Here is a 14,569-nt window from a genome sequence, read left to right as displayed (position 1 = left end):
GGCGACGGTTCCGGGTCCGGCGGCCGCGGGTCTAGGCCTCCGGGTCGGCGGCCGTGCGGAGGTGGTCCGTCGCGTCGGTGCGGGCCTTGTCGCGTGATCTGCGGGCCGGGCCCGTCCAGCCGCAGCTGCACCGTGCCAGCGCGAACGATCCGCGCTCCGTCATCGTCGTGGTGTGGGGAGAGTCCTGCGCGTACACCCCACCACCGTACTGCGCGTGACGGCACGCCCCGACCGTCGTTATGCGCATCGGGTGTCCCCGGGTCCGCGCATCCCGGCCGAGGGCGGGTTCCGGGCAGACAGCGGTGAGGCGTTGGGGGTTGCAGGCGATGGTGGTGCAGCGGTTCGGGCGGCCGCCCGGTCGAGGGAGCGGGGTGTTCGCCGTCACCGCCGTCCTGATCGGATCCCTGGTCGGGACCGCGACGGTCTCCGGGTGCGCGGCCGCCGAGGACCCCAAGCCACTGGGGGATCCGGCCCTGGCCGTACGGAACGCCGCCGACGTGCTGACGAAGGCCGGCACGTCGAAGGCGAGCACTGCGATGGAGATGGCCGCGGGCGGGACCCGGGTCACCATCCGGGGCGAGGGCGGCTACGACTTCCGGCGCCGCACCGGCCGGCTCCAGGTGGTGCTGCCGAAGGACGCGGCCGGGGCCAGTGAGCACCGGCCGATCACCGAGCTCCTCACTCCCGGCGCGCTCTACATGAAGAACCGGGGCGCCGGGGTGCCCGCCGACAAGTGGGTGCGGGTCGACACCACCACCCTCGACGACGGGAACCTCGTCACGGGCGGTGCCACCGACCCGGCCGCGGCGGCCGAGCTGCTGCGGGGCGCCCGGCAGGTCACGTACCTCGGCCAGGTCGATCTCGCAGGGGTGAAAGTCGGCCACTACCGGGGGGTCGCGGACATCGCGCGGGCCGCGCGGGTCGCCTCGCCGCAGCTGCGGGGGGCGCTCGCCGCGGCGGCGAAAGGGTTCACCGACGACAGCGTGCCCTTCGACGCGTATCTGGACGGGGAGGGGCGGCTGCGGAAGGTGCGCCACCAGTTCAGCTTCAGCAATCAGGGCCGTACGGTCGCGGTCGCGTCGACGACCCTGCTGTACGGCTTCGGGGTCCGCGTCGAGGTGACGCTGCCGGACCGCCGGGACATCTACGCGGGCAGGATCGAGGCCTGAGGGCGGCGGGCCCGCGGCGGGGCGGGGCCTGACCTGGGCCGGTGTCGGCGTGGACCATCGGCAAATGGTCCGGACGTGTCATGCGCGGTGCGTGGCGCCGTCCCTACGCTGGGAGACCGCAGGGAGACCGACGCCGGCAGGAAGAGGTGGATGCGCGTGGCCCCGCCCGGTACAGCGACCGTGCCCGCAGACCCGGACTGCGTCGCCCTCGCGGAGATAGAACTGTGCGGCGAGCTGATCATCGCCGCCTCGTCCGCCGACGGGGAGCGGCTGAGCGCCGACCGGATCGACGAGGTGCTGAGGGTGGCGGCGGAGCGGGCCGCCGTCGAGGGTCGCTGACGGTACGGCCCTTCTCCCCTTCCGTACCGCGGGAGGACCTCAGGTGCGCAGCATGCGGGCGATGGCCTTCGTGGCCTCCTCGACCTTGGCGTCGATGCCCTCGCCGCCCTTGGCCGCCGCGTCCGCGACGCAGTGCCGCAGGTGCTCCTCCAGGAGCTGGAGCGCGAAGGACTGGAGCGCCTTGGTCGAGGCGGAGACCTGGGTGAGTATGTCGATGCAGTAGACGTCCTCGTCGACCATCCGCTGGAGGCCGCGGATCTGGCCCTCGATCCGGCGGAGCCGCTTGAGGTGTTCGTCCTTCTGCTTGTGGTAACCGTGCACACCGTGCTCGTGGTCGGCGGGCCCGACGGCCTCGACGGCCTCGGGGGTGACCTGGTCCGCCTCGGTGGTCGTCATCGCGTCCTCCCGTTGTCCAATAAGGGGGTGTATACCCCTCGTGGGTATATGGTACCGATCCCCGCGGATCCGGGCGGGGGCCCGTGCAGTTCACTGTGCCTGATGGGCGACACTGAGAGGACGCCGGTTAGCCGTGGCCGGATGATGCGCCTAGCATCAGCCTGACCGAAACCCAGCACCCCGAGGACCTCACGTGCGATTTCGTCTGACCCCCAGGGAGACGAGCTTCTACGACATGTTCGCCGCGTCCGCGGACAACATCGTCACGGGCTCGAAGCTCCTGATGGAACTGCTCGGCGCGGAGCCTTCCGCCCGGGCCGAGATCGCGGAGCGGATGCGGGCAGCGGAGCACGCCGGCGACGACGCGACCCACGCGATCTTCCACCAGCTGAACTCCTCCTTCATCACGCCGTTCGACCGCGAGGACATCTACAACCTCGCGTCGTCCCTCGACGACATCATGGACTTCATGGAGGAGGCCGTCGACCTGGTCGTCCTCTACAACGTCGAGGAGCTCCCCAAGGGTGTCGAGCAGCAGATCGAGGTCCTGGCCCGGGCGGCCGAGCTGACCGCCGAGGCCATGCCGAACCTGCGGACGATGTCCCACCTCACCGAGTACTGGATCGAGGTCAACCGGCTGGAGAACCAGGCCGACCAGATCCACCGCAAGCTGCTGGCGACGCTCTTCAACGGCAAGTACGACGCCATCGAGGTGCTGAAGCTGAAGCAGATCGTCGACGTGCTGGAAGAGGCGGCCGACGCGTTCGAGCACGTGGCCAACACGGTGGAGACCATCGCGGTCAAGGAGTCCTGAGGCTTCGTGGACACCTTTGCTCTGATCGTGACCATCGGTGTCGCGCTCGGTTTCACGTATACGAACGGCTTTCACGACTCCGCCAACGCCATCGCCACCTCGGTGTCGACCCGGGCGCTGACTCCCCGGGCGGCCCTGGCGATGGCGGCCGTCATGAACCTCGCCGGTGCCTTCATGGGCAGCGGGGTCGCCAAGACGGTCAGTGAGGGTCTGATCGAGACGCCGCACGGCGACAAGGGGATGGGCATCCTCTTCGCCGCGCTGGTCGGCGCGATCATCTGGAACCTGGTCACCTGGTACTTCGGTCTGCCGTCCTCCTCCTCGCACGCCCTGTTCGGCGGCATGGTGGGCGCGGCGCTCGCGGGTGGCACGGAGGTCATCTGGGGCGGGGTGCTCGACAAGGTCGTCATCCCGATGTTCATCTCGCCGGTCGTCGGTCTCGTGGCCGGTTATCTGGTGATGTGCGCGATCATGTGGATGTTCCGCAAGTCCAACCCGCACAAGGCCAAGCGCGGCTTCCGTATCGCGCAGACGGTGTCGGCGGCCGGCATGGCGCTCGGTCACGGTCTGCAGGACGCGCAGAAGACGATGGGCATCGTGGTGATGGCCCTGGTCATCGCCGACGTGCAGTCGGCCGGGGACGACATCCCGGTCTGGGTCAAGATCGCGTGTGCCGTGATGCTGTCGCTCGGTACGTACGCGGGTGGCTGGCGCATCATGCGGACGCTCGGCCGGAAGATCATCGAGCTGGACCCGCCGCAGGGTTTCGCGGCGGAGACCACGGGCGCGTCGATCATGTTCGGCTCCGCGTTCCTCTTCCACGCGCCGATCTCGACGACGCACGTCATCACCTCCGCGATCATGGGTGTGGGTGCGACGAAGCGGGTCAACGCGGTGCGCTGGGGTGTCGCCAAGAACATCATCCTGGGCTGGTTCATCACCATGCCGGCGGCGGCGCTGGTCGCCGCGACGAGCTTCTACGTGGTGCAGCTCTTCTTCGGCTGACGGGCGGCAACCCGCGGCTCTGCTGGGGGTCCGGGGGTTATCCCCCGGGAGATGCGGTATCACCATGCCGGCGGCGGCGTTGGTCGCCGCGACGAGCTTCTACGTGGTGCAGCTCTTCTTCGGCTGACGGGCGGCAACCCGCGGCTCTGTCTTCTTCGGCTGACGGTTCCGCCGAGGCAGGCAGTGGCTTGAAATGGTCGGGCCCGGCTCCCCTGTGGGGGAGCCGGGCCCTTCGTCTTACGGTGGCACCGCCATGCAGCACCGCAGACGAGTCTGGGTCCGAGGCCTAGCCGAAGCGGCCGGAGATGTAGTCCTCGGTCGCCTGGACGCTCGGGTTGGAGAAGATCCGCTCGGTGTCGTCCAGCTCGATCAGCTTGCCGGGCTGGCCGACGGCCGCCAGGTTGAAGAAGGCCGTACGGTCCGAGACGCGGGCGGCCTGCTGCATGTTGTGCGTCACGATGACGATCGTGAAGCGCTCCTTCAGCTCGCCGATGAGGTCCTCGATCGCCAGGGTCGAGATCGGGTCCAGGGCCGAGCAGGGCTCGTCCATGAGGAGGACGTCCGGCTCGACGGCGATGGCCCGCGCGATGCACAGGCGCTGCTGCTGACCGCCGGAGAGGCCGGAGCCCGGCTTGTTGAGGCGGTCCTTGACCTCGTTCCAGAGGTTGGCGCCCTTGAGGGACTTCTCGACGATCTCGTTGAGCTGGGACTTCTTGTACTTGCCGTTGAGGCGCAGGCCCGCCGCCACGTTGTCGAAGATCGACATGGTGGGGAAGGGGTTGGGGCGCTGGAAGACCATGCCGACCGTGCGGCGCACGGCGACGGGGTCGACGTTCGTCCCGTACAGGTTCTCGTCGTCGAGCATCACCTTGCCCTCGACGCGGCCGCCGGGGGTGACCTCGTGCATCCGGTTCAGGGTGCGCAGGAAGGTGGACTTGCCGCAGCCGGAGGGGCCGATGAAGGCCGTCACGGAGCGGGGCTCGACGGTCATGGAGATGTCGTCGATCGCCTTGTGGGCGCCGTAGTACGCGGAGAGGCCGCTGACGTCGATTCGCTTGGCCATGTGAATCACTTCCAATTTCCGCTGGTCAGCGGGCGGTCTTCGGGGCCTTCCAGCGGGCGATGCCGCGGGCCACCAGGTTGAGGATCATGACGAAGGCGATCAGGACGAGCGCCGCGGCCCACGCGCGGGACACGGCCGCGTCGGTGCCGACCGCGTACTGCTCGTACACGTAGAGCGGCAGGGAGGACTGGGCGCCTTCGAAGGGGTTCGGGTTGATGAGCTTCGTACCGAACACGAGGAGCAGGACCGGGGCCGTCTCACCGGTGATACGGGCGACCGCGAGCATGACGCCCGTGGTGATGCCGCCGATCGCGGTGGGCAGGACCACCTTCAGGATGGTGCGCCACTTGGGGATGCCGAGGGCGAGGGAGGCCTCGCGGAGCTCGTTCGGGACGAGCTTGAGCATCTCCTCGGTGGAGCGGACCACGACCGGCATCATCAGGATGGCGAGGGCCATCGCGCCGGCGAAACCGGAGGGGCCGAAGCCCAGCATCAGGTTCCAGGTGGCGAGGATGAAGAGGCCGGCGACGATCGACGGGATGCCCGTCATGACGTCGACGAAGAAGGTGACGGCCTGGGCGAGCCTGCCGCCGCCGTACTCGACGAGGTAGACGGCGGTGAGGAGGCCGATCGGCGCGGCGATCACGGTCGCGATGCCGACCTGTTCGATGGTGCCGAGCAGCGCGTGGTAGACACCGCCGCCGGCCTCGGCGTCGAGGACGCCGTTCATCGAGTGGGTGAGGAAGTAGACGTCGAGGACTTCCATGCCCTTGCTGATCGTCACCCAGGCCAGCGAGACCAGCGGGATGACGGCGAGGACGAAGCAGACCCAGACGAGGCTGGTGGCGACGCGGTCCTTGGCCTGGCGGCTGCCCTCGACCTTGGTGGTCAGCGCGTACGTGGTGATCACGAAGAGCAGCGCGGCGATCATGCCCCACTGGACCTTGCTGTGCCAGCCGGCGCCGAGGCCGATGCCGATGCCCGCCGCGATGGAGCCGGCGGCGATGGCGATCGGGCTCCAGCGGGGGAGGCGGGCGCTGGAGAGCGAACTGGCGCGCTTGACCGTCGAGACCGGACGATCCTGTATGGCGTGGCTCATGCCGCTGCCCCCGAGTACTCCTTGCGGCGGCCGATGATCCAGCGGGCGGCGCCGTTGACCAGCAGGGTGATGGCGAAGAGGACGAGACCGGAGGCGATCAGCGCGTCCCGGCCGAACTCGTTGGCCTCGTTGAACTTGGCGGCGATGTTCTGCGCGAACGTGCCGCCACCCGGGTCGAGAAGGTGGCCCGAGATGAGGAAGCTCGGGGAGAGGACCACGGCGACGGCCATGGTCTCGCCGAGCGCGCGGCCGAGGCCGAGCATGGAGGCGGAGATGATGCCGGAGCGGCCGAAGGGCAGCACCGACATGCGGATGACCTCCCAGCGCGTGGCGCCGAGGGCGAGCGCGGCTTCCTCGATCATCTTCGGTGCCTGGAGGAAGACCTCACGGGTGACGTTGGTGATGATCGGAAGGATCATGATCGCCAGCAGGATGCCCACGGTGAAGAGGTTGCGGGCCGGGCCGTCGTTGGCCTTGTCGAAGATGTACGTCCAGCCGAAGTACTCGTTCAGCCACTTGTTGAGGCCGTCCAGGTACGGGACGAGGAAGATCGCGCCCCAGAGGCCGTAGATGATGCTGGGCACGGCGGCGAGCAGGTCGACGACGTACGCGAGCGGCTTGGCCAGCTTGCGCGGGGCGTAGTGCGAGATGAAGAGGGCGATGCCGATCGCGATGGGCACGGCGATGGCCATGGCGATGATCGACGAGACCACCGTGCCGAAGGCGAGGACGGCGATGCCGAAGACCGGCGGGGAGCCGGCCGGGTTCCACTCGAAGGTGGTGAAGAAGTTGGTGCTGTCCTTCGAGATCGCGAGGACGGCGCGGTAGCTGAGGAAGACCGCGATCGCGGCCATGATCACGAGGAGGGTGATGCCGGAGCCTCGGGAGAGGCCGCTGAAGATGCGGTCCCCGGGGCGGGACGCGCTCTTGGCGCTCCGGCTCCTCTTTATGTCTGGTGTGGTGGTAGCCATCTGCTTCTCCGGTCTGCGGGGCCCCTACGGACGTACGGGCTCCTGGCGGCGGTGCACCGGATGCCGGGTCCGGCCCCCCGCGCGGGGGGCCGGACCCGGCCGGGGGTCAGGACAGGGTGGGGACGATCGCGCGGACCTTCGCGGCGATCTCGGCCGGGAGCGGGGCGTAGCCGGCCTCGGCGAGGACCTTCTGGCCCTCCTCGCTGACGGTGTAGTTGAGGAACGCCTTCAGGGTCGGCAGGGTCTCCGCCTTGTTGCCCTTGTCGCAGGCGATCTCGTAGGTGACGAGGACGATCGGGTAGGCACCCTCGGCCTTCGTGGCGTAGTCGAGGGAGAGGGCGACGTCGCTGCCCGTGCCCTTGACCTTGGCGGCGGCGATGGCCTTGGAGGCGTTCTCCGAGGAGGCGGCGACCGGGGCGGCGGCACCGGTGTTGATGCTGACGGTGGAGATCTTGTTCGCGGTGGCGTACGAGAGCTCGAAGTAGCCGATGGAGCCCTCGGCGTCCTTGACCGCGGTGGCGACACCGGAGGAGCCGTTGGCGGCCTGGCCGCCCTGGGCGGGCCACGACTTCGACTTCGGGTCGTGCTTCCAGTCGGCCGCGGCGGCGGTCGAGAGGTACTTGCCCAGGTTCTGGGTGGTGCCCGACTCGTCCGAGCGGTGGAAGGCCTGGATCGCGCTGTCGGGGAGCTTGGCGCCCGGGTTCAGCTTGGCGATCGCCGGGTCGTTCCACTTGGTGATCTTGTTGTCGAAGATCTTGGCGATGGTGGAGGCGTCCAGGATCAGGTTGTCCACGCCGTCCAGCTTGTAGCCGATGGCGATGGGGCCGCCGACCATGGGCAGGTTGACGCCCTTGCCGCCCTTGCAGATCTTCTGCGACTCGGCGACCTCTTCGTCCTTCAGGGCGGAGTCGGAGCCCGCGAAGGCGACCTGGCCCTGGTTGAACTTGGTGATGCCACCGCCGGAGCCGATGGCCTGGTAGTTGATCTCGACACCGGAGCACGCGGCCTGGAAGTTCTTGACCCACAGGTCCATCGCGTTCTTCTGCGCGCTGGAACCGGCGGCGAGGAGCTGGCCCTTGGCGCCCTCGCAGGCGATGTTCGAGGCGGCGGCGGAGGTCTTGGTGCCGCCTTCCTTGGCCGGCGTCTCCGTGTTGTTGTCCGAGCCACACGCCGAGAGGACGAGCGCACCGGAGACGACGAGGGCACCGATCGCGGAGGCGCGAAGCCCGTTCTTGCGCGAAAGCTTCACTTTCGGGTGTTCCTTCCAGAAGCCGCCTTGTCGCGGACCGAGTGTCCTGAACGTTCTACGGCGGCGTGTGTCGGTGGGTGGTGCATCGCTGTGCTCTGTGCACCGTGTAAGGCCGAAATTAGGCAGATCAGGTGAAGGCGCCGACGGGAGAGAGTGAACGGGAAGTGAACCGTGCCGGAAGCCCGGGTGCGGTGCCTCCGGACGGGTGACCGCGGTGAGTGACGAACGGCCTCGGTGCGGTGCTCTGCGGGTACCCCCGTACCCGTACCCGTACCGGTGTGGGTGTTCGTCGCCCGGTCGCCCGGTGTCTCAGCGCGGGGAGGTGGCGACCGCCGCGTCCAGGAGGTCGCGGTCGCGGGGCTGGGTGAGGCGGCGGCGGGCGGCCGAGGGCGGCAGCCAGAGGAGCCGGTCGACCTCACGGCTCGGTACGAAGGCGCCGCCGAGGGCGCGCCCCACCCAGTACTCGACCTCCTTGGGGCGCCCGTCCACCGTGTAGCGGACCGTCGGCAGACGGGGACCGAGCTCACAGCTCTGCCCCGTCTCCTCCATGACCTCGCGCAGCGCGCACGCCTCCGCGGACTCGGAGCGCTTCCGCTTGCCCTTCGGATGCGACCAGTCGTCGTATTTCGGCCGGTGGACGAGCGCGATGTCGATGCCATGGCCGGAAAGCGCCGGGCGCCAGAGGACGCAGCCGGCGGCCCGGACGGGATCCCGGCGCGCCCCGGTCATGGGACCGGTGCCGTCGTTCTCCGCCAGGCGCGCTGGAAGGCGAAGCGGGACGCCTCGACCTCGTGGCGCTGGTCGGCGTGGAGGACACCCAGGGCGTACGCGGTCGCCGGGGCGATGCGTGGGGTGCGGGCGGCGGTGGCGGCGGCCGTCGCGGCCTCGGCGGCGTCCCGGTGCCGGTCCAGGGCGCGGGCGGCCTCGTACAGGACGGAGTCGGGTTCGCCGCCGGTGTGCAGGGCCTCGGTGGCGTACCGGTGGAGGCGGAGCAGGAGCCGGGTCTGGTGCCAGGGCGCGTCCTGGTTCTCGCCGGTGGCGAGGGCGAGCGCCTCGGCGTTGTACGGGTGGGCCGCCCGGGTGAGGGGGAGGCCGGCCACCGCGTCGAGGAGGCGCCGTTCGGCGACCTCGGCGGGGCCGTCCAGGACCTCCACGGCCGGGGCGGCGCCGGCCGGGCCGAGGGGCACCTCGGAGGCGAGGAGGGCGACGGCGTCGGCGACCGCGTGGAACCGGGCCGAGCCCAGCGCCTGGAGGGCCGCCGAGTGGGCGCGGGTCCGGGCCAGGGTCAGCTGGCGTTCGAGGAGGGCGCCGGCCCGGGCCGCGCCGACGGTGAGCCCGGCCGTGTCGCCGCCCCGTGCGGCGGGGACGGGCCCGCCGCCGTGCGGGCTGTTCGACAGGCGGGACAGCGCGTCCACCAGTCGGACCAGCCGGGAGGTGCAGGCGTGCTCCAGGGCCAGGGTGCCCGAGAGCCAGGCGAGTTCGGTGCGCAGCTGGTCCGCCCAGGCCGTGTCGAGCAGCGGCCGGAACGTGTGGAGCGTCCCGCTGATGCGGCGGGCGGCGCCGCGCAGGGTGCGGGCCGCCTCCTCCGCCCCGGCCGTGTCCGAGCCGCTCTCGCCGTGCAGCCGGAGGCCGCGGAGGAAGTCCGCGGCACGGGCGTGCAGGTAGGGGGCCAGGACCTCGCCCGCCGAGACGTCCTGCGAGTGGTCAGGGTTGAGCACGCCGGCGCCTCCGCGCGTCGATGAGCATCTCCTGGACGTGCCGTAGGGGGCGGCCGTCGGGGTCGGTCGCGTGCCGCGTCCAGTTCCCGTCGGGGCCGAGGTGCCAGGAGGAGGTGGTGTCGGACATCCCGGTCTCCAGGAGCCGGGAGAGCGCGGCCCGGTGCGCCGGGTCGGAGACCCGTACCAGGGCCTCGATCCGGCGGTCCAGGTTGCGGTGCATCATGTCGGCGCTGCCGAACCAGACCTCGGGTTCGCCGCCGTTGCCGAAGGCGAAGACCCGGGAGTGCTCCAGGAAGCGGCCGAGGATCGAACGGACCCGGATGTTCTCCGAGAGGCCGGCGACCCCGGGGCGCACGGCGCAGATGCCGCGGACCCAGATGTCGACCGGGACGCCGGCCCGTGAGGCCTGGTAGCAGGCGTCGATGATGGCCTCGTCGACCATCGAGTTGACCTTGATCCGTACGTACGCGGGCCGTCCGGCGTGGTGGTGGGCGATCTCCTTGGTGATCCGGGAGACCAGTCCGTCGCGCAGCGACTTCGGGGCCGTGAGCAGGCGCCGGTAGGTCTCGCGGCGGGAGTAGCCGGAGAGCCGGTTGAACAGGTCGGAGAGGTCCGCGCCGACCTGCGGGTCGGCCGTCAGCAGGCCCAGGTCCTCGTAGAGGCGGGCCGTCTTCGGGTGGTAGTTGCCGGTGCCGACGTGGGAGTAGCGGCGCAGCAGCTCGCCCTCCTGCCGTACGACGAGCGACAGCTTGCAGTGGGTCTTCAGGCCGACGAGGCCGTACACGACGTGGCAGCCGGCCTCCTCCAGCTTCCGCGCCCACTTGATGTTGGCCTGCTCGTCGAAGCGGGCCTTGATCTCGACGAGGACCAGGACCTGCTTGCCGGACTCGGCGGCGTCGATGAGGGCGTCGACTATCGGGGAGTCGCCGGAGGTCCGGTACAGCGTCTGCTTGATCGCCAGGACGTCCGGGTCGGCGGCCGCCTGCTCCAGGAAGGCCTGTACGGACGTCGAGAACGAGTCGTACGGGTGGTGGAGCAGCACGTCCCGCTCGCGCAGCGCGGCGAATATGTCCGGCGCGGACGCGGACTCGACCTCGGCGAGGTCGCGGTGGGTGCCGGCCACGTACTTGGGGTACTTCAGCTCGGGCCGGTCCTGCCCGGAGATCCCGAAGAGCCCCGTCAGGTCCAGCGGCCCCGGCAGCGGATAGACCTCGGCGTCGGAGACCTTCAGCTCGCGGACCAGCAGGTCCAGGACGTACGGGTCGATGGACTCCTCGACCTCCAGGCGCACCGGCGGTCCGAAGCGGCGCCGCATGAGCTCCTTCTCCAGGGCCTGGAGCAGGTTCTCGGTGTCGTCCTCCTCGACCTCCAGGTCCTCGTTCCTGGTCACCCGGAACATGTGGTGCGCCAGCACCTCCATGCCGGGGAAGAGCTCCTCCAGATGCGCCGCGATCACGTCCTCCAGCGGTACGTACCGCTGCGGGGAGGCCTCAAGGAAGCGGGAGAGCAGCGGCGGCACCTTCACGCGCGCGAAGTGGCGGTGGCCGCTGACCGGATTGCGTACGACCACGGCGAGGTTGAGCGAGAGCCCCGAGATGTACGGGAACGGGTGCGCCGGGTCCACGGCCAGCGGGATGAGGACCGGGAAGATCTGCTGCCGGAACAGGGTGAAGAGGCGCGCCTGCTCCTTCTCCGTGAGCTCGGGCCAGCGGATCAGGTGGACGCCCTCGTCGGCGAGGGCCGGGGCCACGTCCTGCTGGAAGCAGGCGGCGTGCCGGGCCATGAGCTCGCGCGACCGCGTCCAGATCAGATCCAGGACCTCGCGGGGCTGGAGGCCGGAGGCGGAACGGGTGGCGACGCCGGTGGCGATGCGGCGCTTGAGGCCGGCGACCCGGACCATGAAGAACTCGTCGAGGTTCGAGGCGAAGATCGCGAGGAAGTTCGCCCGTTCGAGGAGGGGTGTGGTCGGGTCCTCGGCGAGTTCGAGCACGCGCTCGTTGAACGCGAGCCAGCTGCGCTCCCGGTCGAGGAAACGCCCCTGCGGCAGCTCGTCGCCGAGTGCGCCGTCGTCCTCGTACGTGTCCGGATCCGCGTCCAGATCGGGGTCGAGATCGGTGACGACGGCCCCGCTCACCACCTGCGCGCGGCTGGTGGGCATGGCGCCGAGGGACGGCGTGGCGGACGACGAAGCGGACGCCGTGGTGGACGGCGTGGCGGAGGGCTGGACCGGGACCTCGGCGGGCTGCTGGCTCATGGCCCCATTCTTCCGCGCGAAGGGGTGGTCGGGCGCGTCGGAGCGGGCCGCGGGGGAGGGAAGTCTCCCCTTGGGGAGAGCGGACACGGAGCGCTTCATTGCGTGAGCGTCGCAAGCGCGTCTGAATGGCCGGTAACGACGACATGTCGTCCGGGAATCGGGGGCGGGGCCGTGTGCGGGCCCGCCCCCTTCCTTCTTACGGAGGGTTACGTCCTGCGGAGGGTTACGGGTGCCGGGCGCGCAGGACGCGGAAGGCGGCGTAGACCGCGAGGGCGGCGAGGGCGAGGACGATGCCGGTCTCGATGAGCTGGGTGGGCCAGAAGTGGGCCTGGGGGTGGTAGTCGAGGTACTGGGCGGTGACCCCGTTCCGGGCCTGGCACGCTGCCTCCACCTTGCCCCACAGGCCCTCGGTGGAGTGCGCGCCCGGTGTCCTCGCCGCCTCCTCCCAGCAGACGAGCTCGTCGAAGCGGGCGCCGGAGGAGGTGAGCAGGCCCGATTCCATCCGCAGGCTGTCGCCAGGGGCCCAGAGGGTGGGGCCGAGCGGGCCGGTGATCGTCTTCACCGGCAGGAAGGACCAGCGGTACGCGCCCAGGACGATCAGGGCCACGCCCGTGATCAGGCCCGTGGCCGCCATGGCGAGGAGGGTGCGGCGGATCAGCAGGCCGAGGAGGGCGCCGACGGCGACGGCGAGCAGGACGTACGAGACGAGGACGGTGCCGGTGGTCTCGTACGGCCCGCGGTCCGCCCAGCTGAACTGCGAGGTCCCCGAAACCCGGCGCTCGCCGACCAGGTAGACGGCGGTGAGGGCCAGTACCGTCCCGACGGCGGCGACCGTCGTGGTGAGGAGCTTGGCACGGAGCCAGGCCGTCGGGCTCACCGACTGGGTGAGCGAGAGCTTGTACGTCCCCGACTCGAACTCGCGGGCGATCAGCGGGCCCGCGACGAAGGCGCCGACCAGGAGGGGCAGGGCGACCATGCCGATGGAGGCGTACTCCATGGCCCAGACGAGTGTGCTGTAGCCGCGGTTGTCCTCGGCCACCACCAGGTACCTGTTCTCCACGTACACGTCCGGCGTCTGGGCGTCCCAGATCCGCAGGCCCCCCATCACCGCCAGGGCCACGATCACCCCCGCGCCCACGAGCCACAGGGTCCGCCGGTACTGGCGGAGCGTCACCCAGGAGATGCCCTTCGGGGCGAGCGTGCTCATGCCGGGGTTCCTTCGGGGGTGCGGAGGTGGGCGAGGAGGAGGTCTTCCAGGGAGGGTTCGCTGGTCTCCCAGGGGCCTTCGACCCTGCCCTGGTGGCGGATCAGGGCGGTGAGCTGACGGCCCGTCGTGCGGGACTCGACGACCGTGTGCGGGGCGAGGTCGGCGACGGGGCCGGTGAGCAGGGTGTGCGCGGCGAGGAGTTCGTCGACGGGGCCGGCGAGGCGGACCCGGCCGCCGTGGAGCAGCAGGAGGTGGTCGCAGGCGCCCTCCAGCTCGGTGAGGATGTGGGAGGAGATGACGACGGTGGTGCCGTGTTCGGCGGCGTCGGCCATGAGCAGGCCCATGAGCTGGTGCCGGGCGAGCGGGTCGAGGTCGGCCATCGGCTCGTCGAGGAGGAGCAGTTCGGCCCGCTTGCCGAGGGCGAGCGCGAGGGCGACGCGGGTGCGCTGTCCGCCGGAGAGGTCGCGGACGAGGGAGTGCGGGTCGAGTTCGTCGGCGATCACCCGCCGGGCGGCGGCCTCGTCCCAGCGGCCCGGGTTGAGTTCGCGGCCCAGGCGCAGGGTGTCGGCGACGGTGAGCCGGGGGTGGAGCGGCTTGTCCTGGGCGACGTACGCGAGGTGTTCGCGGGCGGGGGCCCGGATCGTGCCCTCGGTGGGGCGCAGCAGTCCGGCGGCGAGGGCGAGGAGGGTGGACTTGCCGGCGCCGTTGGGGCCGACGAGGGCGCAGACGCGGCCCGCCGGGAGGGCGAAGTCGCACTCCCGCAGGGCCCAGCCGCGGCGCCTTCCTCCGTATTTCTTGCCCAGGAGGTCGGCTTCCAGTGCGATGCCGTCCCGTGTCATGCGTCGTCCCCCTCGAAGTGTTCCTTCAGTACGGATGTGAAGAGCGCGGCCACGTCCTCGCGGTCCAGTCCGGCGGCGCGGGCCCGGCGGGCCCAGTCGGCGAGTTCGCCGCGCAGGGGCGAGTCGGCGGGGCCGGTGCCGAGCGTGGCGCGGACGAAGGTGCCGAGGCCCCGGCGGGCCTCGACGAGGCCTTCGCGTTCGAGTTCGCGGTAGGCCTTGAGGACCGTGTTGGGGTTGATGGCCGTCGCTTCGACGACCTCGCGTGCGGTGGGCAGTCGGTCGCCGGGTTCCAGGAGGCCCATCCGGAGGGCCTGTTTCGTCTGCTGGACGATCTGGAGGTAGGTGGCGACGCCACTGCGCCGGTCGATGCGGTACTCGACCACGATCCCTTCCACCACCCTTTCACTAATCAAGTAGTGAAAGGGTGGTGCAAAGAAGGGGGCGGT

Annotated in this window: 16 protein-coding genes; 4 read left to right on the top strand and 12 right to left on the bottom strand. The window is 70.5% G+C overall.

Annotation, left to right across the window (positions count from 1 at the left end; all coding sequences use genetic code 11):
* Positions 1–31 precede the first annotated feature (31 nt).
* The gene (locus tag ACRRSS_RS34250) at positions 32–196 is read right to left on the bottom strand and encodes a hypothetical protein (protein WP_435975532.1); all 165 of its coding nucleotides are present in this window, start codon (positions 194–196) and stop codon (positions 32–34) included.
* 130 nt (positions 197–326) lie between these two features.
* On the opposite strand from ACRRSS_RS34250, the gene ACRRSS_RS34245 reads away from it, so the two are divergent.
* Both ACRRSS_RS34245 and ACRRSS_RS34240 read left to right on the top strand, forming a co-directional pair.
* Entirely contained in the window at positions 327–1,169 is an 843-nt protein-coding gene (locus ACRRSS_RS34245) for a hypothetical protein (protein WP_435974871.1), read from the top strand.
* 150 nt (positions 1,170–1,319) lie between these two features.
* The gene (locus ACRRSS_RS34240; RefSeq protein WP_351903528.1) at positions 1,320–1,508 is read left to right on the top strand and encodes a hypothetical protein; all 189 of its coding nucleotides are present in this window, start codon (positions 1,320–1,322) and stop codon (positions 1,506–1,508) included.
* Between the two features lie 39 nt (positions 1,509–1,547).
* Here the strand turns inward: ACRRSS_RS34240 and ACRRSS_RS34235 are convergent, their stop codons facing one another.
* Complete coding sequence (locus tag ACRRSS_RS34235; RefSeq protein ID WP_351903525.1) at positions 1,548–1,904, bottom strand: metal-sensitive transcriptional regulator; 357 nt, start codon at positions 1,902–1,904, stop codon at positions 1,548–1,550.
* Between the two features lie 193 nt (positions 1,905–2,097).
* Between ACRRSS_RS34235 and ACRRSS_RS34230 the strand changes: the two genes are divergently transcribed.
* Entirely contained in the window at positions 2,098–2,718 is a 621-nt protein-coding gene (locus ACRRSS_RS34230) for a DUF47 domain-containing protein (RefSeq protein ID WP_260230597.1), read from the top strand.
* Between the two features lie 6 nt (positions 2,719–2,724).
* Positions 2,725–3,723, top strand: coding sequence for an anion permease (locus ACRRSS_RS34225; RefSeq protein ID WP_435974870.1), 999 nt, complete (start codon positions 2,725–2,727; stop codon positions 3,721–3,723).
* Positions 3,724–4,009: 286 nt separating this feature from the next.
* Here ACRRSS_RS34225 and pstB read toward each other — a convergent pair whose 3' ends face one another.
* The 10 genes from pstB to ACRRSS_RS34175 form a co-directional block, all read right to left on the bottom strand.
* Complete coding sequence (gene pstB, locus ACRRSS_RS34220; protein ID WP_189834428.1) at positions 4,010–4,786, bottom strand: phosphate ABC transporter ATP-binding protein PstB; 777 nt, start codon at positions 4,784–4,786, stop codon at positions 4,010–4,012.
* 25 nt (positions 4,787–4,811) lie between these two features.
* Entirely contained in the window at positions 4,812–5,885 is a 1,074-nt protein-coding gene (gene pstA, locus ACRRSS_RS34215; RefSeq protein ID WP_435974869.1) for a phosphate ABC transporter permease PstA, read from the bottom strand.
* Positions 5,882–6,856, bottom strand: a complete 975-nt coding sequence (gene pstC / locus ACRRSS_RS34210) for a phosphate ABC transporter permease subunit PstC (protein ID WP_435974868.1) — start codon at positions 6,854–6,856, stop codon at positions 5,882–5,884. Before pstC ends, pstA begins: the two co-directional genes overlap by 4 nt.
* 106 nt (positions 6,857–6,962) lie before the next feature.
* On the bottom strand, positions 6,963–8,105 hold the full coding sequence (pstS, locus tag ACRRSS_RS34205; RefSeq protein WP_435974867.1) for a phosphate ABC transporter substrate-binding protein PstS: 1,143 nt from the start codon (positions 8,103–8,105) through the stop codon (positions 6,963–6,965).
* Positions 8,106–8,414: 309 nt separating this feature from the next.
* The gene (locus tag ACRRSS_RS34200) at positions 8,415–8,834 is read right to left on the bottom strand and encodes an NUDIX hydrolase (protein WP_435974866.1); all 420 of its coding nucleotides are present in this window, start codon (positions 8,832–8,834) and stop codon (positions 8,415–8,417) included.
* Complete coding sequence (locus ACRRSS_RS34195) at positions 8,831–9,823, bottom strand: CHAD domain-containing protein (protein WP_435974865.1); 993 nt, start codon at positions 9,821–9,823, stop codon at positions 8,831–8,833. Before ACRRSS_RS34195 ends, ACRRSS_RS34200 begins: the two co-directional genes overlap by 4 nt.
* Positions 9,810–12,077 (bottom strand): RNA degradosome polyphosphate kinase, encoded by a 2,268-nt coding sequence (locus ACRRSS_RS34190; protein ID WP_435974864.1) that lies wholly within the window; start codon positions 12,075–12,077, stop codon positions 9,810–9,812. The genes ACRRSS_RS34195 and ACRRSS_RS34190 overlap by 14 nt, the downstream gene beginning before the upstream one ends.
* Positions 12,078–12,300: 223 nt before the next feature.
* The gene (locus ACRRSS_RS34185) at positions 12,301–13,284 is read right to left on the bottom strand and encodes an ABC transporter permease (protein ID WP_435974863.1); all 984 of its coding nucleotides are present in this window, start codon (positions 13,282–13,284) and stop codon (positions 12,301–12,303) included.
* Positions 13,281–14,123, bottom strand: a complete 843-nt coding sequence (locus ACRRSS_RS34180) for an ABC transporter ATP-binding protein (RefSeq protein ID WP_435974862.1) — start codon at positions 14,121–14,123, stop codon at positions 13,281–13,283. Before ACRRSS_RS34180 ends, ACRRSS_RS34185 begins: the two co-directional genes overlap by 4 nt.
* Positions 14,120–14,506, bottom strand: a complete 387-nt coding sequence (locus ACRRSS_RS34175) for a GntR family transcriptional regulator (protein ID WP_250761656.1) — start codon at positions 14,504–14,506, stop codon at positions 14,120–14,122. The genes ACRRSS_RS34180 and ACRRSS_RS34175 overlap by 4 nt, the downstream gene beginning before the upstream one ends.
* Between the last annotated feature and the right edge of the window lie 63 nt (positions 14,507–14,569).

It is taken from the genome of Streptomyces sp. Qhu_M48, from assembly GCF_051305195.1.
GTDB lineage: Bacteria > Actinomycetota > Actinomycetes > Streptomycetales > Streptomycetaceae > Streptomyces.
This window is presented reverse-complemented; position numbering and strand designations above follow the sequence as displayed.

What these genes read in the sequence shown, in the direction of transcription:
- ACRRSS_RS34245 (WP_435974871.1), top strand. Translation starts at nt 327, where the DNA reads ATGGTGGTGCAGCGGTTCGGGCGGCCGCCCGGTCGAGGGAGCGGGGTG.
- ACRRSS_RS34240 (WP_351903528.1), top strand. Translation starts at nt 1,320, where the DNA reads ATGCGCGTGGCCCCGCCCGGTACAGCGACCGTGCCCGCAGACCCGGAC.
- ACRRSS_RS34235 (WP_351903525.1), bottom strand. Translation starts at nt 1,904, where the DNA reads ATGACGACCACCGAGGCGGACCAGGTCACCCCCGAGGCCGTCGAGGCC.
- pstB (WP_189834428.1), bottom strand. Translation starts at nt 4,786, where the DNA reads ATGGCCAAGCGAATCGACGTCAGCGGCCTCTCCGCGTACTACGGCGCC.
- pstA (WP_435974869.1), bottom strand. Translation starts at nt 5,885, where the DNA reads ATGAGCCACGCCATACAGGATCGTCCGGTCTCGACGGTCAAGCGCGCC.
- pstC (WP_435974868.1), bottom strand. Translation starts at nt 6,856, where the DNA reads ATGGCTACCACCACACCAGACATAAAGAGGAGCCGGAGCGCCAAGAGC.
- ACRRSS_RS34200 (WP_435974866.1), bottom strand. Translation starts at nt 8,834, where the DNA reads ATGACCGGGGCGCGCCGGGATCCCGTCCGGGCCGCCGGCTGCGTCCTC.
- ACRRSS_RS34190 (WP_435974864.1), bottom strand. Translation starts at nt 12,077, where the DNA reads ATGAGCCAGCAGCCCGCCGAGGTCCCGGTCCAGCCCTCCGCCACGCCG.
- ACRRSS_RS34185 (WP_435974863.1), bottom strand. Translation starts at nt 13,284, where the DNA reads ATGAGCACGCTCGCCCCGAAGGGCATCTCCTGGGTGACGCTCCGCCAG.
- ACRRSS_RS34180 (WP_435974862.1), bottom strand. Translation starts at nt 14,123, where the DNA reads ATGACACGGGACGGCATCGCACTGGAAGCCGACCTCCTGGGCAAGAAA.